The organism is Pseudoxanthomonas helianthi (assembly GCF_017939625.1).
Taxonomy (GTDB): Bacteria; Pseudomonadota; Gammaproteobacteria; order Xanthomonadales; family Xanthomonadaceae; genus Pseudoxanthomonas_A; species Pseudoxanthomonas_A helianthi.
In genome coordinates, this window is record NZ_JAGKTC010000003.1 from 62327 (window position 1) to 81061 (window position 18735).

General features: G+C 66.2%; 19 protein-coding genes. 6 read left to right on the top strand and 13 right to left on the bottom strand.

The window, feature by feature from the left end; translation table 11 throughout:
• Positions 1-63: 63 nt before the first annotated feature.
• Positions 64-1446: an adenylosuccinate lyase gene (purB, locus tag J5837_RS12320; protein WP_210537075.1), complete on the bottom strand. Its 1383-nt coding sequence runs from the start codon at positions 1444-1446 to the stop codon at positions 64-66.
• A 402-nt stretch (positions 1447-1848) separates the two neighbouring features.
• On the opposite strand from purB, the gene J5837_RS12325 reads away from it, so the two are divergent.
• Complete coding sequence (locus J5837_RS12325; protein ID WP_210537076.1) at positions 1849-3258, top strand: class II fumarate hydratase; 1410 nt, start codon at positions 1849-1851, stop codon at positions 3256-3258.
• Positions 3259-3467: 209 nt separating this feature from the next.
• Here J5837_RS12325 and J5837_RS12330 read toward each other — a convergent pair whose 3' ends face one another.
• The 7 genes from J5837_RS12330 to J5837_RS12360 all read right to left on the bottom strand — a co-directional run bounded on the left by J5837_RS12330 (position 3468) and on the right by J5837_RS12360 (position 7821).
• On the bottom strand, positions 3468-3821 hold the full coding sequence (locus tag J5837_RS12330; protein ID WP_210537077.1) for a hypothetical protein: 354 nt from the start codon (positions 3819-3821) through the stop codon (positions 3468-3470).
• A 70-nt stretch (positions 3822-3891) separates the two neighbouring features.
• Positions 3892-4647 carry a YggN family protein gene (locus tag J5837_RS12335; protein WP_210537078.1) on the bottom strand — a complete coding sequence of 252 codons (756 nt, stop codon included), beginning with the start codon at positions 4645-4647 and terminating at the stop codon, positions 3892-3894.
• Positions 4648-4662: 15 nt separating this feature from the next.
• Positions 4663-5310 carry a hypothetical protein gene (locus tag J5837_RS12340; protein WP_210537079.1) on the bottom strand — a complete coding sequence of 216 codons (648 nt, stop codon included), beginning with the start codon at positions 5308-5310 and terminating at the stop codon, positions 4663-4665.
• Between the two features lie 64 nt (positions 5311-5374).
• Positions 5375-6343 carry an ABC transporter permease gene (locus J5837_RS12345; RefSeq protein WP_210537080.1) on the bottom strand — a complete coding sequence of 323 codons (969 nt, stop codon included), beginning with the start codon at positions 6341-6343 and terminating at the stop codon, positions 5375-5377.
• Entirely contained in the window at positions 6340-7212 is an 873-nt protein-coding gene (locus J5837_RS12350) for an ABC transporter ATP-binding protein (RefSeq protein ID WP_342345544.1), read from the bottom strand. Before J5837_RS12350 ends, J5837_RS12345 begins: the two co-directional genes overlap by 4 nt.
• Positions 7209-7568, bottom strand: a complete 360-nt coding sequence (locus J5837_RS12355) for a GntR family transcriptional regulator (protein WP_210537557.1) — start codon at positions 7566-7568, stop codon at positions 7209-7211. The genes J5837_RS12350 and J5837_RS12355 overlap by 4 nt, the downstream gene beginning before the upstream one ends.
• Before the next feature lie 10 nt (positions 7569-7578).
• Positions 7579-7821: a hypothetical protein gene (locus J5837_RS12360; protein ID WP_244755940.1), complete on the bottom strand. Its 243-nt coding sequence runs from the start codon at positions 7819-7821 to the stop codon at positions 7579-7581.
• Positions 7822-7954: 133 nt separating this feature from the next.
• Between J5837_RS12360 and J5837_RS12365 the strand changes: the two genes are divergently transcribed.
• The 5 genes from J5837_RS12365 to J5837_RS12385 all read left to right on the top strand — a co-directional run bounded on the left by J5837_RS12365 (position 7955) and on the right by J5837_RS12385 (position 11762).
• Positions 7955-8518, top strand: coding sequence for a glutathione peroxidase (locus tag J5837_RS12365; protein ID WP_210537082.1), 564 nt, complete (start codon positions 7955-7957; stop codon positions 8516-8518).
• Between the two features lie 76 nt (positions 8519-8594).
• Positions 8595-9509: an FKBP-type peptidyl-prolyl cis-trans isomerase gene (locus J5837_RS12370; RefSeq protein ID WP_210537083.1), complete on the top strand. Its 915-nt coding sequence runs from the start codon at positions 8595-8597 to the stop codon at positions 9507-9509.
• A gap of 28 nt (positions 9510-9537) precedes the next feature.
• Positions 9538-10890, top strand: coding sequence for a UDP-glucose dehydrogenase family protein (locus tag J5837_RS12375; protein WP_210537084.1), 1353 nt, complete (start codon positions 9538-9540; stop codon positions 10888-10890).
• A complete protein-coding gene (locus J5837_RS12380; protein ID WP_210537085.1) occupies positions 10880-11131 on the top strand; it encodes a SlyX family protein in 252 nt (83 codons plus the stop codon). The genes J5837_RS12375 and J5837_RS12380 overlap by 11 nt, the downstream gene beginning before the upstream one ends.
• 10 nt (positions 11132-11141) lie before the next feature.
• On the top strand, positions 11142-11762 hold the full coding sequence (locus tag J5837_RS12385) for a DUF2058 domain-containing protein (protein ID WP_210537086.1): 621 nt from the start codon (positions 11142-11144) through the stop codon (positions 11760-11762).
• 160 nt (positions 11763-11922) lie between these two features.
• Here the strand turns inward: J5837_RS12385 and J5837_RS12390 are convergent, their stop codons facing one another.
• The 5 genes from J5837_RS12390 to J5837_RS12410 all read right to left on the bottom strand — a co-directional run bounded on the left by J5837_RS12390 (position 11923) and on the right by J5837_RS12410 (position 18728).
• Positions 11923-13122, bottom strand: coding sequence for an MFS transporter (locus tag J5837_RS12390; protein WP_210537087.1), 1200 nt, complete (start codon positions 13120-13122; stop codon positions 11923-11925).
• A 4-nt stretch (positions 13123-13126) separates the two neighbouring features.
• Entirely contained in the window at positions 13127-13822 is a 696-nt protein-coding gene (locus J5837_RS12395) for a hypothetical protein (protein WP_210537088.1), read from the bottom strand.
• A gap of 192 nt (positions 13823-14014) precedes the next feature.
• On the bottom strand, positions 14015-16702 hold the full coding sequence (gene metH / locus J5837_RS12400) for a methionine synthase (protein ID WP_210537089.1): 2688 nt from the start codon (positions 16700-16702) through the stop codon (positions 14015-14017).
• Positions 16699-17802, bottom strand: coding sequence for a homocysteine S-methyltransferase family protein (locus J5837_RS12405; RefSeq protein ID WP_210537090.1), 1104 nt, complete (start codon positions 17800-17802; stop codon positions 16699-16701). Before J5837_RS12405 ends, metH begins: the two co-directional genes overlap by 4 nt.
• Positions 17799-18728 (bottom strand): ArsR/SmtB family transcription factor, encoded by a 930-nt coding sequence (locus J5837_RS12410; RefSeq protein ID WP_210537091.1) that lies wholly within the window; start codon positions 18726-18728, stop codon positions 17799-17801. Before J5837_RS12410 ends, J5837_RS12405 begins: the two co-directional genes overlap by 4 nt.
• Between the last annotated feature and the right edge of the window lie 7 nt (positions 18729-18735).

Here is an 18735-nt window from a genome sequence, read left to right on the forward strand (position 1 = left end):
CGGGTGAAGGAAAAACCCGGTTGAAGGCTGATTCCGGGCTGTGCTGTGCCGGGATACCGCGCGTCAGATGCTCCTGGCGAGCCTGTCCGCCAGGCCGATGTAGCTTCCCGGTGTCAGATCGAGCAGTCGCTGCTTCGCGTCTGCCGGCAATTCCAGCGATTCGATGAAGGCGCGCATCGAATCGGCGGTGATGCCCTGGCCGCGGGTCAGCGCCTTCAGTTGCTCGTAGGGATTCGGCAGGCCATGGCGGCGCATCACCGTCTGCACGGCTTCGGCCAGCACTTCCCATGCCGCGTCGAGGTCGGCGTCGAGGCGTTGCGGGTTGGTTTCCAGCTTGCCCAGGCCCTTGGCCAGCGAATCCAGCGCCACCTGCGTATGCCCGAAGGCGGTGCCCAGGGCGCGCAGCACGGTGGAGTCGGTCAGGTCGCGCTGCCAGCGACTGATCGGCAGCTTGGCGCTGAAATGCTCGAACAGCGCGTTGGCCAGACCGAAGTTACCCTCGGCGTTCTCAAAATCGATCGGGTTGACCTTGTGCGGCATGGTCGAACTGCCGACTTCGCCTTCTTTCAGCCGCTGCTTGAAATAGCCGAGCGAAATGTAGCCCCAGATGTCGCGGGCCAGGTCGACCAGCACGGTATTGGCGCGACGGGTGGCATCGCCGATCTCGGCGACGTTGTCGTGCGGCTCGATCTGCGTGGTATAGGGATTGAAGACCAGGCCGAGGCTTTCGACGAACCGGCGCGCGAACGCCGGCCAGTCCACGTCGGGATAACTGACGACGTGCGCGTTGTAGTTGCCGACCGCGCCGTTGATCTTGCCGGTCAGCTCGACCGCCGCGATCTGCTTGCGCTGGCGTTCGAGGCGGGCGACGACGTTGGCGATTTCCTTGCCCAGCGTCGTCGGCGACGCGGTCTGCCCATGCGTGCGCGACAGCATCGGCTGCGCGGCCTGCGCCTGCGCCAATGCGCGCAAGGTGCTGGCGATGCCGTCGAACGCCGGCAGCAGCACATCGCGGCGGGCCTGTTCCAGCATCAGGCCGTAACTGAGATTGTTGATGTCCTCGCTGGTGCAGGCGAAGTGGACGAATTCCAGCGCGGGGCCGAGCTCGGCATCGTCTTTCAAGCGTTCCTTGATGAAGTACTCGACCGCCTTGACGTCGTGGTTGGTGGTGCGCTCGATTTCCTTGACCCGCGCGGCGTCGGCAACCGAGAAACCATCGGCCAGCGCGCGCAGCTTCTGCTTGCCGGCGCCGGAGAAGTCCTTCAGTTCGACGATGCCCGGTTCGGCGCCCAAGGCCAGCAGCCATTCGATTTCGACCTTCACCCGGGCCCGGATCAGGCCGTATTCGGAAAAGATCGGACGCAGTGCATCGACCTTGCCGGCATAGCGGCCATCGAGCGGAGACAGGGCGAGCAGGGCGGCTTCTTGCTGGGTGGTTGCGGACATAAGGAGAGGAGTGGCCTTGGCTTTGGCTTTGGGGCCCCTTGAGGCACGGCGTTCGGAATGGGTAAACCCCGAAGGGGCGGCGCACAGGGATGTGCGCCGTTTTCGGAGCCGCAGGATGCGGCTTCCGAAAATTCCCGTTCCGAACGCGAACCCCGCGCGAAGCGCGGGGCGTGCCGCCGGGGTGTGTTTCTTTGGTTACTTTCTTTGCACAAGCAAAGAAAGTAACCCGCCCGTCAGGGCGGAACGCTTCATGGATAGAAGCGACGTCCATGGATTCCCGCTTTCACGGGAATGACGAGCAAAAACCGGATCCCGACTTGCGCCGGGACGACGGCTCATTATCCCACAGGCTCCCGAACGGCAGGCGTATCCTCGGCGGATAAGAAACCGATGGAGCCATCAATGAGCCAGGCCTACCGCACCGAACACGACAGCATGGGCGAACTGCGTGTACCCGCCGACGCCCTGTGGGGCGCGCAAACCCAGCGTGCGGTGCAGAATTTCCCGATTTCCGGCCGGCCGATGCCGCGCGGCTTCATCCGTGCGCTGGGCCTGATCAAGGCCGCCGCCGCCCAGGTCAACGCCGGGCTGGGGCTGCTGCCCAAGGGCACGGCCGCAGCGATCCGCGGCGCGGCGCTGGCCGTCGCCGATGGCGGCTACGACGCGCATTTCCCCATCGACGTGTACCAGACCGGCTCCGGCACTTCGTCGAACATGAACGCCAACGAGGTCATCGCCCACCTCGCGTCGCGTGCGGGCCGGGCGCGGGCGGTGCATCCGAACGACCACGTCAACCTGGGCCAGAGTTCCAACGACGTGGTACCGACCGCGATCCGCGTGTCCGCGCAGCTGGCCGTGGTCGAGGACCTGTTGCCGGCGCTGAAACACCTGCGCCGGACCATCGACCGGCGCGGCCGTTCGTTGTCGAAGGTGGTCAAGACCGGCCGCACCCACTTGATGGACGCGATGCCGCTGACCTTCGCCCAGGAATTCTCCGCCTGGTCGGCGCAACTGGCCTCGGCCGAAGCGCGCCTGGGCGACAGCCTGAAACGCCTGCGCCGCTTGCCGCTGGGCGGTACCGCGATCGGCACCGGCATCAACGCCGACCCGCGTTTCGGCCAGCGCGTCGCCGCGGAGTTGTCGAAACTGACCGGGACGAAATTCGAAAGCGCGGCCAACAAGTTCGAAGGCCTGGCCGCGCAGGACGACGCGGTGGAGGTCTCCGGCCAGCTCAACGCGCTGGCGGTGGCGCTGACCAAGATCGCCAACGACCTGCGCTGGATGAATTCGGGGCCGCTGGCCGGATTGGGCGAAATCGAATTGCCGGCGTTGCAGCCGGGCAGCTCGATCATGCCGGGCAAGGTCAATCCGGTGATCCCGGAAGCGGTGGTGATGGTCTGCGCACAGGTCATGGGCCACCACGCGGCGATCACCATCGCCGGCCAGACCGGCAATTTCCAGTTGAACGTCACCTTGCCGCTGATCGCGGCGAACCTGCTGGATTCGATCGGCCTGCTGGCCAATGTGTCGCGATTGCTCGCCGACGACGCCATCGCGGGCTTGAAAGTGCGCATGGACCGGGTCAAGGAGGCGCTGGACCGCAATCCGATCCTGGTCACCGCGCTGAACCCGGTGATCGGCTACGAGAAGGGCGCGGCCATCGCCAAGCAGGCCTACAAGCAGGGCCGGCCGGTGCTGGAAGTGGCGAAGGAAATCACCGGTCTATCGGAGAAGGTGCTGAAGCCGCTGCTGGATCCGGCGGCGTTGGCGAAGGGCGGAATTCATGGGAAAGCGGGTGGCGGCGGAGGTTGAAGCAGCTGTGATCTTCGGCGTGGGAGCGACGTGAGTCGCGAATCCATGCAGCCAATCACCTGTATCCATGCCGTGAGACATATCGCCGGATCAGGTAACCGGCTCCCGAATGGCGGCGCGATCGAAGTGTTCCCGGCTTCGAATTCGCGACTCACGTCGCTCCCACGCCCACATGCTTCGCTGGCCCGCATGTGGCAGTGGGTTGAATATCATGTTCCCTGCCGCTCTTTGGGACGCACGGCCGGGAACGAACACAGGCCATCCGCAAACAAGTAGCCCGCAAGGCTGGCGGCCCAGGCGCCGATGAACATGTCCTCGGCGATGGCCATGGCCAGGACCAGGAGGCCGATACCGCACAGCCAGCCGAACGCATTGATCGATCTGGTGCGGGTACCCGCCTCGATGGCCCGCGAGCGGAAATGGCCGGACAGGCACCCCAGGCCGATGCCGACAGTCGCGAGCAACCAGGGTCGGGGCGTCGTAGTCGCGAATGCCGCCACCAGGGCGACGCCCCAGAAAGCCGTGGCCACGAGTTTCGTGATCGTCCCGGATATCCGGTTCATGGCGCCTGATGCATCGGTCGAACCGTATCCATGAAGCAGCAGGCCGGGAACAATCCCGGCCTGCAGTCGATCACGGGGTCGTATCCTTCGGTTCCGTCGCAGCCTGCGCGCCGCCACGCACCGCATCGCGAACGCCGTCGCGCACTTCCTGCTGCAGCTTGGCCCGGTCTTCGTCGGAGAACGCGGCCGCGCCCTTGTGGTCCTTGCCGCAGTCGTCGACGTCTTCCTGCGTCATCGTCGCGTACGGCTTGAACTCGGGCAGGGAAGCGGCGAGCTTGTCCTGGGCGACCAGCATCGGGCCCAGGTGCGCGCAGATCTGCATCGCGTCGGCTTCGAGCTTCTTGCCCTCGGCTTCCATCTTCTTTTCGAATTCGTCGGTATCGCCGCTGAGAATGCTGCCCAGCGACTCGGTCAGCGCCTTGCCGGCCAGGTCGGCGCCCTTCAGTCCGACGGTCATGCCGGCCTCGGCCACGCCAAGCAGGTTGCTGCGGTAATCGAGCAACTGCTTGCGCTGCTCGGGGGTGATCGCCACCGCCTTGCCGTCGATCAGCAGGTCGCCCTGCGGGGTGATCTCGGCCTTGGGCAGGCTGGGATCGTTCCTGCCGCCGTACCTGCGGCCGTTGATGTTGATGCCGCCATCGCCGTTCAGGGTCAGGTTCTTGGTCTGCAGTTCCTTGCGCGCTTCCGCGATGCCCTTGGCTGCGATCTTGCCGATCGCGGTCTGTGGCGCCGCAGGGGCGTTGGGGTCGGCGGCCGGGGCGGATGCCTTGTGGCAGGCGCACAGCGACAGCGTGGCGAGGAAGGCGATGGCGTGGAGTCTGTTCATGGCGAGGGTCCCGGGTCAGCGCATGGCGAAATCGTTGCGGATGTCCTTCTCGCAGTCGTCGACGTCGTCGCGCTCGAGCGTGGCGTACGGCCGGAACTGCGGCAGGCTGGCGGACAGCTGCTGCTGCGAGGCCAGCACGTCGGGCAGTCTATGGCAGATCCGCCGCACCATCGGTTCGACGTGCTGCTTGACCGTGCGTTCGACGCGCCGTTCCAGGCTGCCGGTCATCCCGCCCCAGATCAGGCCGAACAGCGAGGTGTCGGTGGCCTCGATCGCGGCCATCGCCGCGTGCTCGCCCGCGTCGATGCCGTCCTTGGCGATTTCGATGACCAGGCCGCGATAGCCGAGCAGCTGCTGGCGTTGCGCGGCATTGACGGCCACGGCCTTGCCTTCGATCAGGAAATCGCCGCGCGGGGTGATTTCCGCCTTCGGCAGTTTCTCGTCGCGCGAGGCCTTTCTTTTCCCGTCCTTGCCGAAATGGAAGCTGTTGCCGACTTCCAGGTTTTCCGTGTCCAGTTCGACCCGGGCCTTGGCCAGTTCGGCGCGCACTTCGCTGCGTGCTTCGGCCATGTCGTGGCGGACGTCGTCGCGGACGCTGCCGGCCTGGGCGCCCAACGGCAGCAGCAGGGCCAGGGCGAGAGCGGTGATGCGGAGGGTTTTCATGAGGATTCTCCGGGGTAGGCCGGGGACACGTCCCCGACCGTGTGAGCGACAGAAGGAAGCGGAATCAGTCGGCCAGTTCGCGCCAGCGACGCATGCGGATGGCCAGGTAGATCATCGCGACGCCGGCGACGATGCCGATCCAGATGTCGGCGTGGCCCAGCGCTTGCCAACTGGTGCCCAGGCTCAGCTTGGATGCCAGGTCGGCCGGTTCGTGCATCGGGCCGGCGTTGTCGATCAGCGGCAGCCAGGTCCCGGGCACGATGCTCAGCAGCCCGCGGTACAGCACCACGTACAGCAGGGAACCGTAGGGCAGCTCGATGTCCGAGGCGATCTTGAACATCAGCGCCACCACGCCGGCCATCGCGCAGAACAGGAACGGGATCAGCACCGACCACAGGAACGGGAAGCGCTTCGCCCAGGCCGAGCACAGCATCAGCCAGCCGACGGTCGGCAGCGACCACAGGATCTGCACCGGGAAGGACAGCAGCACGTTGCCGATGATGCGCAGCGGATGCGAGTGGGTCAGGATGCCGCTCGCGCCGGGCACGCCGTTGATCGCGGAGGTCAGCGCGGCGATCAGCCAGAACGCGACGCCGGTCAGCACGCCGGCGGCCAGGGCCAGTAGCGGCGCCAGCAGCAGCGCCCACGCCAGCTTCGACAGCACCATCTGCGTGTCCGACACCGGCAGCGACTTCCAGAACAGGATGCTGCGGTCGCGGCGGTCGTCGTACAGCGAGCCCAGCGAGTAGAAGAACACCACGAAGGTCACCACGGCCATGGCCAGGCCGATGCCGAGCAGCAGGGCACCGTCGCCGACCTGGCCGGCGACGCGGCTGGCCTCGGCGAGGTCATCGACGTGGATGTCGTGCTTGCTGCGGACCAGGGTGGTGATCAGGCCGGCCATCGCGGCGAAGAACGCGGCGATGATCCCGGTGATCGCCGGGGCCCAGACGAAGCCGCCGCGGTTCTCCCAGAATTCGCGCTTCAGCAGCCACTGGAACGTGTTGGTCTTGTGCGTGGCGACGGCGTTCATGCGTAGGTTCCTTTCATGATGGCGACGAACAGGTCGGCGAGGCCGGGGGTGCGGGTTTCGCCCAGCGCGGCGAGCTGTTCGCGCGGGACGTTGTCGAACAGCAGCACGGTCTTGCCGAACGGCAGGGCGCGTTCGTCGATGGGTTTCAGCGCGCGCGCCTGCTCGGCCTTGTCGGCGGACACGAGCAGTTCGGTGTAGCGCTCGGCCACTTCGTCCATCTGCGCGGTCAGGGCGATCCGGCCGTCGCGGATGAACATCACGTCGGTGAGGATGTGCTCGATCTCCTCGACCTGGTGGGTGGTGACCAGGATGGTCTTCTGCTCGTCGAAGTAGTCTTCCAGCAGGCGCTGGTAGAACTGCTTGCGGTACAGGATGTCCAGGCCGAGCGTCGGTTCGTCCAGCACCAGCAGCTTGGCATCGATCGCCATCACCAGGGCCAGGTGCAGCTGCACGATCATGCCCTTGGACATTTCGCGCACGCGCAGGTTGGGCGACAGCTGGGTGTGGGCGATGAAGCGTTCGCACTTGGCGCGGTCGAAGCGCGGGTGCACGCCGGCGACGAAGTCGATGGCTTCCTTCACCCGCAACCAGCGCGGCAGCACCGCCACGTCGGCGATGAAGCACACGTCGCGCATCAGTTCGTCGCGCTGGGTGCGCGGGTCCATGCCCAGCACCTTCAGCTCGCCCTCGAACGGGATCAGGCCGAGGATGGCCTTCAGCGCGGTGGTCTTGCCGGCGCCGTTCGGACCGATCAGGCCGATGATCTTGCCGGGTTCGATGTCGAAGCTGGTGTTGTCCAGCGCCAGCTTGTTCTTGTAGGCCTTGCGCAGGCCGTGCGCGGATACGACGTTGTTGGCGGCAGCGTTCACTTGGCGATCCCCTTCAGTAGTTCTTCGGCGGACAGGCCCAGGCGCTGGATGCGCTCGGCGACCGGCGGCCATTCTTCGTTGAGAAAGCGTTCGCGTTCGCTGCCGAGCAGCTTCTTCGCCGCTTCGTCGGTCACGAACATGCCCAGCCCGCGGCGCTTCTCGACCAGGGCCTCGTCGGCCAGTTCCTGGTAGGCGCGCGATACGGTGATCGGGTTGAGCTGGTATTCGGCCGCGACCTGGCGGACCGAGGGCAGGGCATCGCCCGGCTTCAGCACGCCGTCCAGCATCATCGCGATCACCCGGTCCTTCAACTGGCGGTAGATCGGCGCGCCGTCGGCCCATTGCACGGAAGTCATCATCATCATGTCAGTTCCTCGGACGCAGCGACTGCGCAAAGGAGAAGTAGGGCATCGTCAGGGAGTGCCGGCGATGGCGGCGGGGCGTGGTTTCGTCGGCCCGGATCGCCTCGGTCCCGGTCAGGTCGGCGCCGATTTCGGCTTCGACGGCCCGGCCCCGGCCGGAGCCCGCCAGGCTGGCCAGCAAGGCCAGGCCGAGCACGGCGCCGCTGGCACCGAGCGTGGGCAGAAGATGGAGGGACTTGCTTGGCATGGCGCTCTCCCGTTGATGGGGTGAGTGGTGTTGTATGTAACTATAACACCTAAACAGCGGTCGTCAAGCCTCCGCAACACTTTCTTGCCCCAACTAAAGGCATACTTCCGGGCAACCTCTTGGGAAGCTGAAAATGAGAGTCAACTTGTTGAAATTTCTGGTATTTGTCGTGCTCTGCGCTGTTGCGGCCGCGGCCATGGCGGGTGCCCTGTTGGACCACAATTACCGTCCGCTGGCCGGCAAGACCCCGGTGAACCTGAACCAGAAGTACGCCGGCGACGTGCTGCTGGTGGTCAATACCGCCAGCAAATGCGGTTTCACCCCGCAGTACGAGGGTCTGGAAGCCCTGCACCAGAAATACGCAGACCGGGGATTCGCCGTGCTCGGCTTCCCATCGAACGATTTCAAGGGTCAGGAGCCGGGCAGCGAACGGCAGATCCAGGAGTTCTGCACGCTGACCTATGGGGTGAAATTCCCGATGTTCGAGAAGGTGCACGTGACCGGCGCGGAAACCACGCCGCTGTACCGCGAACTGGCGCGGGAAACCGGCGTCGCACCCGGCTGGAACTTCCACAAGTACCTGATCGGTCGCGATGGCCGCGTCGTCGCCCAGTTCCCCAGCAAGGTCAAGCCGGACGATCCGCAACTGGTAGAGGCCATCGAACGCGAACTGAAAGCGCCACGCCCGGCGCATTGATGAACCGGCCGGCGCACATGCGACAATGAACGCGTTGCGCCGCGCCGTGGCGCCTCGACCAAAGAGAGATGACGGAATGAAGCAGTCGGTATTCGGCCTGGCCGCATGGGTCGCCCTGGCGGCGGCGCTGCTGGCGGGCAACTCGGTGGCGCAGGACAAGACCACGTTGGCCACCGAGCGCGAGAAACTCAGCTACGCGATCGGCCTGGACGTGGCGCGTTCGTTCGCTCCGATCTCGCAGCAGATCGACGTCGCCTCGATGGAAAAGGCGGTGAAGAACGCCTTCGCCGGCGGCCAGCCGCTGCAGTCGGAAGCCGAAGCCAAGGCCACCGACGATGCGTTGCGCAAAAGCATGATGGCAGTGCAGGGCGCTGCACCGGGCACGCTGCCGCCGGCGGTGGACAAGACCAAGGTCGGCCTGATGCTCGGCGATCGCGCGGTCGGTCCGGGGCTGGCGCGGATCAAGGACGAAATCGACCTGCCGCTGGTGATGCAGGCGGTGCGCACCGCGTTCGCCAACGGCAAGTTGCTGCTGACCCCCGAGGAAGCGCAGGCGACCCTGCAGGCCTTCGGCCAGCGCCAGCAGTCGCAGGCCGGAGCGAAGAACCGCGCGGAAGGCATCGCCTTCCTCGCCAAGAACAAGACCCAGAAGGGTGTGATCACCACGCCGTCCGGCTTGCAGTACATGGTGCTGCGCGCGGGCAACGGCGCGCGTCCGCTGCCTTCGAGCACGGTGCAGGTCAATTACGAGGGCAAGCTGCTCGATGGCACCGTGTTCGACAGCTCCTACAAGCGCGGGCAACCGGCGACCTTCCCGCTGACCGGGGTCATCGCCGGCTGGACCGAAGGCATTCCGCTGATGTCGGTGGGCGCCAAGTACCGCTTCTGGATCCCTTCCGAACTGGCCTATGGCCCGGGCGGCCAGCCGCAGGGCGGCATCGGTCCCGACGCGGCGCTCACGTTCGATGTGGAATTGTTGGGCGTGCAATAAACGCACGGACATCGAACTGGAATAACGCATGCGAGTAAGCATTTTCGGTACCGGCTACGTTGGTCTGGTCACGGGCACCTGCCTGGCCGAAGTCGGCCATGACGTGGTCTGCGTCGACGTCGACGCGGCGAAGGTCGAAGGCCTGAACAACGGCATCATCCCGATCTACGAACCGGGGCTGGAGCCGATGGTCAAGGCCAACCATGCCGCCGGACGGCTGAAGTTCACCATCGACGCGGCCGCGGCGATCGCCCATGGCGACATCGTGTTCATCGCCGTGGGTACGCCGCCGGACGAAGACGGCAGCGCCGACCTGCAATACGTGCTGGCCGTGGCGCGGACCATCGGACGCAACATCGAGCGGCCGACCGTGGTGGTCGACAAGTCCACCGTACCGGTCGGCACCGCCGACAAGGTGCGGGCGGCCATTGCGACGGAGTTGCAGGCGCGCGATGCGCAGGTCGCGTTCGACGTCGTCTCCAATCCGGAATTCCTCAAGGAAGGCGCGGCGGTCGAGGACTGCATGCGCCCGGACCGCATCGTCATCGGTGCCGACAACCCGGCCGCGGTGGAAAAGCTCAAGCGCCTGTACGCGCCGTTCAACCGCAACCACGACCGCATCGTGACGATGGACGTGCGTTCGGCGGAACTGACCAAGTACGCGGCCAACGCGATGCTGGCGACCAAGATCAGTTTCATGAACGAGATCGCCAATATCGCCGAGCGCGTCGGCGCGGACATCGAGCACGTGCGCAAGGGCATCGGTTCGGATCCGCGCATCGGCTGGCACTTCATCTACCCGGGCGCCGGCTACGGCGGTTCGTGCTTCCCCAAGGACGTGCAGGCATTGGCGCGCACGGCGCAGCAGCACGGCTATACCGCGCAGTTGCTGGATTCGGTGGAAGCGGTCAACGACGCGCAGAAGGGCCATCTGTTCGAACTGATGCAGCGCCATTACGACACCGGCGAGGACGAAGGCCTGCGCGGCAAGACCATCGCCGTGTGGGGGCTGGCGTTCAAGCCGAACACCGACGACATGCGCGAGGCCTCCAGCCGGCGCCTGTTGGCCCAACTGTGGGAAGCCGGCGCGAAGGCCCGGGCCTACGATCCGGAAGCGCGGCACGAAGCGGGGCGCATCTTCGGCGAACGCGACGACCTGGTTCTGTGCGGATCGGCAAGCGAGGCGCTGCAGGGTGCCGATGCGCTGGTCGTGGTCACCGAATGGAAGCAGTTCCGCAGCCCGGATTTCGCCCGACTGAAGGTCGCGTTGAAGGACGCGGCGATCTTCGACGGCCGCAACCTCTACGACCCCGCGGAAGTCGAAGCCGCGGGCCTGGCGTATTACGGCATCGGCCGGGGACGTTCGCTGCATGCAGCATGATTTGCTCCGCGACGGCGAGCACGCGCAGGATCGCGTGCTCGAACAACGGCTGGTCGAACTGGAAACGCGACTGGCCTTCCAGGAACAGGCGATGTCGGAGCTGAGCCAGGCCCTGGCCGACGCCCGCATCGAAGGCGCACGCAACGCCGAGTTGCTGCGCCACCTGCTGGCCGACCTCGGCAAGCTGCGCAACAGTCTGCACGTCGACGCGCAGGACGAACCGCCGCCACCGCACTACTGATCCTTCCGCAATGAGCGATTCCCTCCGCGACCAATTGCTGGGCCTGGGTTTCAAGCCGGCGCCCAAGCCGGAACGCAGGCCCGAACAGCGCAAGCCGCACGGCGGCAAGCCGGTACCCGGCAAGGGCGGCCATGGCGCGGGCAAGCCTGCGCATGCCGGCAAGCCCGCCCACTCGAACAAGCCGGCCCAGCCCGCGCGCCAGCGCCAGGAATTCGACCTGGCCAAGGCCTACGCCATGCGCGCGCAGAAGGAAAAGGACGAGCGCATCGAGGCCGAGCGGCAGAAACAGGAAGAAGCGCGCCTGCGCCGCGAGGCGAAGGCCAAGCTCGAAGTCCTGCTCAAGGACAAGGCGCTGAACGATGCCGAGGCCGACATCGCCAGGCACTTTCCCTATGGCGGCAAGATCAAGCGCATCTACGTCAACGCGGCGCAACTGAAGCAGCTCAACGCAGGCGAACTCGGCGTGGTGCAGTTGAACGGCCGTTACCTGCTGGTCGACGCCGCGACGCTGGAAGAGGCCGGATCGGTGTTCGCACCGTCCGTTGCCTTGAAGGTCGATCCGAACGCGCCCGCTGAGGAAGATCCCTACGCCGATCCGAAATATCAGGTCCCCGACGATCTGGTCTGGTAGGTCTTTGTAGAGCCGAGCATGCTCGGCTGCCCTTGGTTTTTCGTAGGCGCCGGGCTTGTCCCGGCACGCTTTTGATCTTTGCGGCGATGCACGAAAAGCAAGCCGGGACAAGCCCGGCTTCTACAGCCGCAACGGCAAAAACAGCCGAGCTTGCTCGGCTCTACAAAGCAGTTTCCCGCATTGCTTTCGCAATCGACCGAGGTCGCCGCAACAGCCAGTGCCATGCGGTGGCGAACGCCGCCAGCGCGACGAAACCCGACACGGCGAAGGCGGTCTGCCCGCTGAAGCGCCATAGCTGGCCGGCGAGCAGCGCGCCGGCCACGCCGCCGATGCCCGACGACAGTCCGTAGAACACGCCCTGGCCATGGCCGTTGAGCTTGCCGGGGAAGTATTCGGCCAGCAGCAGCATCGCCGCGGCGAAGAACGCGGCGAAACTGAAGGCATGGCTGGTCTGCGCGACGATCATCAGCGCCAGCGAATCGGGCCACGTCGCCGTCACCCACCAGCGCACCGCGGTGATGCCCAGCGAGAACACCAGCAGGCGCCGCGCGCCCCAGCGGCGGAAGATGCGCCGCGACAGGAACAGCAGGCCGATCTCGACCAGCACGCCGATGCTCCACAGCACGCCCTGGGTCGAAGGCGAGTAGCCGTGTTCGCCCAGGTAGATCGAGAAGAACGTGTAGTACGGCCCGAACGACACCTGCACCAGGAACGCGGCGACGAAGAAGGCCAGCACCTCCGGCCGGCGCAGGCGTTCGCGGAAGCCCGCTTCCGCGCCGTGCGCGGCGATGGCGGGAGGTTGCGCGTAGTGGTTGCAGGACGCCGAAACCAGCAAGCCGGCGAAGAGCGGCAGCATCAGCCACGGCAGCTTCGCCGCGCCCAGCTCGTCGATCAGCACGCCGTACAGCGCGACCACGATGATGAAGCCGATCGAGCCCCAGACCCGGATCAGGCCATAGCGGTCGCTGCGCCCGTGCAGGTGCGACTGGGTGATCGATTCGAACTGCGGCATCACCGCGTTGTAGAAGAAGCAGAATGCGCACATCACCGCGAACAGGCCGGCGAACTTCCAAGGCACCAGGAAGCCGGCGAAGCTGGCCACGGTCAGCGCGCAACCCAGGTGCAGCCAGCGGATCGGCCGTGACGAACGCGCCGCCAGCGTGGTCCATGCGCTCGGCGCCAGCACCCGGGTCGCGTACCACAGGCTCATCAGCACGCTGATCGCGGCCACGCCCATGCCCTGCGATTGCAGGTACAGGCTCCAGTACGGCGTGAACGCGCCCAACGCGGCGTAGTAGGCGAAGTAGAAGCTCGCCAGGCGCAGCATCGGCACCGGGTGCGGGGCGTGGTTGCGCGTCATCGGCTCAGAACAGGTCCTCGACCGGGGTATTCAACAGTTCTTCCGTTTCGTGGGCGAGGCGGCGCAGCCGCGAGATGCCCAGGTCGCGGATCAGCGAATGGGTCCGGTGCGGCAGCTCCGAATCGTAGATGTCCTGCGGCGCGATGTTCTTGCCGTGCACGCCGGGAATGAATTCGATGCCCGCCGCGGCATAGCAGTGTTGCACCATCGCCGAGCAGTACAGCGCGCCTTCCTTGGCCAGCAGGTTGCCGCGCCGGCGCAGGCGCGTACTGTGCATGGCGAACAGGGTGCCGACCAGTTCGCTCAATGAATAGCTGGACAGGCCGGCCAGCAGGTCCAGCGCCGCGATTTGCACTTTGCGGACCTGCGCCTCATCGAGGCCGAAGTCGAGGATGGCCAGGTTGGGAAAAGCCTCCGCATCGAAATAACGGTCGGCGCGGTTTTCCTGTACGCCCAGGCGGATCTGCCGGTAGCGCAGGTCCAGGTCGGATTCCAGCACCCACCAGTGGCCGTCGATGCGCCGTTCGCAGAACAGGAAGGCGTGCGACCACAGGCTGCGATGGCCGTCGTTGGTCAGCGGCGCCTGCGCCTTGCGGATGGCCTTGCCGATCCAGTCCGAGGTGCCGCACAGGCCGATGCGGCCCGGCGCGGCATGCTGGCGGAGGAAGTCGGCGTTGCGTGTGTCGGTGACGGCATCCATGCGGGCGGAGGCGGGTAGGGAAGACGGATGCTAAACGATGCGCGGCGGCCTTTGCTCGTCATTCCCGCGAAGGGGGAATCGCTCTCCGCACGTTCTTACCAAGGCATCGCGAGCACGGCCCGCTCCCGCGAAAAGCAAGAGCGATTCCCGCCTTCGCGGGAATGACGAGCAGGAGCGAGCTTCCTCGTTGGGTTATTCGGGATCGTAATCCAGGTTCGAGGCCAGCCAGCGCTCTACCTGCGCCAACGACACCCCCTTGCGCCGCGCGTAGTCCTCGGCCTGTTGCTTGGACACTCGGCCGACGACGAAGTACTGGCTCTGCGGATGGCTGAAATAGTAGCCGGACACCGCGGCGGTCGGCAGCATCGCGAAGCTTTCGGTCAGCGATATGCCGGCGTTGCCGCCGGCGTCGAGCAGGCGGAACAGCGTCGCCTTCTCGCTATGCTCGGGGCAGGCCGGATAACCCGGCGCCGGGCGGATGCCGCGGTATTTTTCGGCGATCAGCGCTTCGTTGTCGAGCGTCTCCTGGGCGTCATAGCCCCAGAACTCGATGCGCACGCGCTGGTGCAGGCGTTCGGCCAGCGCCTCGGCGAGGCGGTCGGCCAGCGCCTTCAGCAGGATCGCGTTGTAATCGTCGTGGTCGGCCTCGAAGCGGGCGACGTGTTGGTCGATGCCGATGCCGGCGGTAACCGCGAACATGCCGATCCAGTCCTGCTTGCCGGAAGCCTGCGGCGCGATGAAGTCGGCCAGGCAGAAATCCGGGCGCTCGACCGGCTTGTCGACCTGCTGGCGGAGGAAGTGCAGGGTTTCGTCGCCGGCGTCGGTACGCAGCACGACGTCGTCGCCGACCGAATTCGCCGGCCACAGGCCGAACACGGCCTTGGCGGTCAGCCATTTCTCCGCGACGATCTGCTCCAGCATCGCCCGCGCATCGCGGTACAGCTCGGTCGCCTGCTTGCCGACCACGGCATCGTCGAGGATCGCCGGGAATTTGCCGGCCAGTTCCCAGGCGCTGAAGAACGGCGTCCAGTCGATGCATTCGACCAGCTCGGCGAGCGGATAGTCGTCGAAAACGTGCAGACCCGGTTGCTTGGGCGCTGGCGGGGTGTAGGCGTCCCAGCCGCCGTCGAATTTCTGCGAACGCGCCTGCTCCAGGGAAACCAGCCGCTTGGCGTCGCCGCGGTTGCGGTGGCGTTCGCGGATTTCGGCGTAGTCGGCGTCGTTGGCGGCGACGAAGGCCGCGCGCAGGTCGCGCGAGATCAGCGACTGGGCCACGCCGACCGCGCGCGAGGCATCCTTCACCCACACCGTCGGCGCCTTGTAGTGCGGGTCGATCTTCAACGCGGTGTGCGCACGCGAAGTGGTCGCGCCGCCGATCAGCAGCGGCATTTCGAAGCCCTGCCGCTGCATCTCGCGGGCGACATGGCTCATTTCCTCCAGCGACGGCGTGATCAGCCCGGACAGGCCGATGATGTCCGCGTTCTCGGCGCGGGCGGTGTCGAGGATCTTCTGCGCCGGCACCATCACGCCGAGGTCGACGACCTCGAAGTTGTTGCAGGCCAGGACCACGCCGACGATGTTCTTGCCGATGTCGTGCACGTCGCCCTTGACCGTGGCCATGACGATCTTGCCGTTCGACTTGCCGGCGTCGCCGGTCTTCTGCTTCTCGGCTTCGATGTAAGGCAGCAGGTAGGCCACCGCCTTCTTCATCACCCGCGCCGACTTCACCACCTGCGGCAGGAACATCTTGCCGGCGCCGAACAGGTCGCCGACGATGTTCATGCCGTCCATCAGCGGACCTTCGATCACGTCGAGCGGGCGCGCGGCCTGCTGGCGGGCTTCCTCGGTGTCGGCATCGACGAAGGCGTCGATGCCGTGCACCAGCGCATGGGCCAGGCGCTCGCGCACCGGTTTCTCCCGCCAGGCCAGGTCCTCGGCCTTGGCTTCGCCCTTCTTGCCTTTGTACTTCTCCGCGATTTCCAGCAGGCGTTCGGTTGCGTCCTTGCGCCGGTTCAGCACCACGTCCTCGACGCGTTCGCGCAACTCGGGTTCGAGGTCGTCGTAGATCGGCATGGCGCCGGCGTTGACGATGCCCATGTCCATGCCGGCCTGGATCGCGTGGTACAGGAACACCGAGTGGATCGCCTGGCGCACCGGTTCGTTGCCGCGGAACGAGAACGACACGTTGGACACGCCGCCGGATACGTGGCAATGCGGCAGGGTCGCCTTGATCAGGCGCGTGGCCTCGATGAAGTCGACCGCGTAGTTGTCGTGTTCCTCGATGCCGGTGGCGATGGCGAAGATGTTCGGATCGAAGATGATGTCTTCGGGCGGGAAGCCGACTTCCTCGGTCAGGATCCTGTAGGCGCGCGTGCAGATCTCGACCTTGCGCGCGCAGGTGTCGGCCTGGCCCTGTTCGTCGAAGGCCATCACCACCGCGGCCGCGCCGTAGCGCAGCACCTTGCGCGCATGTTCGACGAAGGCTTCCTCGCCTTCCTTCAGCGAGATCGAATTGACCACGCTCTTGCCCTGCAGGCATTGCAGGCCGGCCTCGATCACGCTCCATTTCGACGAGTCGACCATCACCGGGATGCGGGCGATGTCCGGCTCGGAAGCGATCAGGCTGAGGAAGCGCACCATCGCCTTCTCGGAATCGATCAGGCCCTCGTCCATGTTGACGTCGAGGATCTGCGCGCCGTTGGCGACCTGCTGGCGGGCGACTTCGACCGCTTCCTCGTAGCGGTCTTCCTTGACCAGCTTGCGGAACTGCGCGCTGCCGGTGACGTTGGTGCGTTCGCCGACGTTGACGAACAGCAGTTCCGGGGTAATGACCAGCGGCTCGAGGCCCGACAGGCGGGTGGGGCGGGCAGTGGCGCTCATGCGGCCCGGTCCAATGCCTGCGGCAGCTTGCGCGGGGCGATGCCGGCGACCGCGTCGGCGATGGCCTTGATGTGCGCCGGCGTGGTGCCGCAGCAGCCGCCGACCAGGTTCAGCAGGCCGCTCTGAGCGAATTCCTTCAGCGTGGCGGCCATTTCCTCCGGCGTTTCGTCGTATTCGCCGAAGGCATTGGGCAGGCCGGCGTTGGGATGCGCGCTGACGAAGCTGTCGGCGACGGTCGCCAAGGTTTCGACGTGCGGTCGCAGATCCTTCGCGCCCAGCGCACAGTTCAGGCCGATCGACAGCGGCCGGCTGTGCGCCAGCGACGTGTAGAAAGCTTCGGCGGTCTGCCCCGACAGCGTGCGTCCGGACGCGTCGGTGATGGTGCCGGAGATCATCACCGGCAGGCGCGCGCCGCGCGCGTCGAAGGCTTCCTCGATGGCGTACAGCGCGGCCTTGGCGTTGAGCGTGTCGAAGATCGTTTCGACCATCAGGGTGTCGGCGCCGCCATCGATCAGCCCGTCGGCGGCTTCGCGGTAGGCGATGCGCAACTCGTCGAAGCTGACGTTGCGGAAGCCCGGGTCGTTGACGTCGGGGCTGATCGACGCGGTGCGGCTGGTCGGGCCGAGCACGCCGATGACGAAGCGCGGCTTGTCCGGGGTCTGTGCCTCGAACTTGTCGCAGCAGGCGCGGGCCAGGGCGGCGCCTGCCTTGTTCAGTTCGTAGACCAGGTGTTCGAGGTGGTAGTCGGCCTGACTGATCGTGGTCGCGTTGAAGGTATTGGTCTCGAGCAGGTCGGCACCGGCCTCCAGGTAGGCTTCGTGTACGCCGGCGATGACTTCCGGCTTGCTCAGCAGCAGCAGGTCGTTGTTGCCCTTGAGGTCGTGGCCGGCATGGTCGCAACCGGGCCCGTGCACATGGCCGTTCTCGGCGTGCGCAACGTCGTAGCCGTGGACGAAGCGTTCGCCGCGGTAGTCGGCTTCTTCCAGCCTGTGGCGCTGGATCATCGTGCCCATCGCGCCGTCGATGATCAGAATGCGTTGTGCCAGCGCCTGTTGCAGCTTGGCGACGCGGTCGGGATGCAGCCAAGGGAGAGTTTTCATTTCTTGATGCCGATCAGCGAAATCACTTCGAAATGCGGAGGGCGCCGCTCGCGGGTCACGGTTTCGGAGCTGGCGATTTCCAGCCCGGCCTTCTCGGCGAACTTGCGCAGTTCCTTGGCCGTAAAGCCGAGGTTGACGTGGCCATAGGCTTCGACCACGGCACGGTGTTCGTGCTTGGCCAGGCTGCTGAGCAGCACGCGGCCGCCCCGACGCAGCACGCGCGCGGCCTCGGCCACCGCCTGCGCGGGCTGGGCCGAATAGGTCAGCGCGTGCATCAGCACGACCAGGTCGAAGCTGTTGTCCTTGCAGGGCAGCGCGTGCATGTCGCCTTCGCGCACCTCGACGTTGGGGAAGCGGCGCAGGCGCTCGCCGGCGGCGGCGACCACGCGCGCGCTGGTGTCGATGCAGACATAGCGCTTGGCGTGCGGCGACAACAGTTCGGCCAGCACGCCGTCGCCGGAAGCGATGTCGAGCACGTCGCCGACTTCGAACAGCGGCAGCACGGTGCGGGCCAGTGCTTCCCAGGTGCGCCCGGGCGAATAGTGGCGCTCCATGTCGCCGGCGACGCTGTCGGCCCAGTTCTGTTCGGCGGCGCGGCTGGCCAGCACGGCCGGCACCCGCTCGGCATCCTGGCGCAGCAGCGGGTCGTCGCTGCCTTCGCGCAGGCTGCGCCAAAGCTCCCGCTGGGCCGGGTCGAGCTTGTCCTCGTCGAAGCGGTAGTAGGCCGAGACGCCGGCGCGCCGGTCGCGGACCAGCCCGGCTTCCTTCAGCTTGGCCAGATGGGTGGAGACCCGCGGTTGGGCCAGCTGGGTGATCGAGGACAGCTCGGCCACGGTCAGCTCTTCCCCGGCCAGCAGGGCCAGCAGGCGGACGCGGGTGGCGTCGGCGAAGACCTTCAGCCGGGTCGACCAGGCTTCCAGATCCATAAATATC